1 pseudogene is annotated in these 695 nt (G+C 69.5%); it reads left to right on the top strand.

Annotated features, from left to right (window positions below):
- Positions 1-695, top strand: a pseudogene (locus tag QSJ97_RS24600) (hypothetical protein); the annotation flags it as partial.

Below are 695 nucleotides of genomic sequence, written 5' to 3' on the forward strand. Positions count from 1 at the left end.
CCGGTCGGCTCGCTGGTCGAGGACGGCGGCAACATCCTGATCGCCGGCTACGACAACGACTTCGTGGCGGGCCTGTCGGGCAACGACCTGCTGGCCGGCGGCGATCTCGAGTTCCTGCTGACCCACCGGCACAACCCGAACCTGTTCAACACGGTGACCGACACGGTCTCGGTGAACGGCGCGGACGGTCTGGCCGATGACGGCCGCGACACGCTGGTCGGCGGCGCCGGCTCGGACCACCTGGTCTGGGAGGCCGATGGCGGCTCCTATCTCGGCGACAGCGACACCTCGGCCGGCGGCGAGAGCAACTCGGGCGATTTCGACACGCTCTACGTCACGCTCTTCTCGGTCGGCCGTCGTGCCGGCGAGGGCGGCGTGCGCCAGTCCACCGACGGCAGCCAGGACCAGTTCCTCGCGATCGACGGCGCGGGCACCATCGCCACCCAGGACCTGGTCGGCGACAGCTCGGCGGAGAAGGCCGACGAGGCCAACGCGCTGATGGACCTGACCACCGACAACAAGCTGCGCTTCGACCTCGGCGTCGGCGCCGGCGTGAACTATGCCGGCAACGGTGACGACGCCTTCATCGGCGACCTGAACGGCGCGGACCGGGCCGGCACCGCCGACCAGACCAACTATGCCGACGGCTTCTCGGGCTCGGTGATCGTCGACATCGAGAACTTCAACGCCTCGGG

Origin of the sequence: Paralimibaculum aggregatum (genome assembly GCF_030270585.1) — a bacterium.
GTDB lineage: Bacteria > Pseudomonadota > Alphaproteobacteria > Rhodobacterales > Rhodobacteraceae > Thermohalobaculum > Thermohalobaculum aggregatum.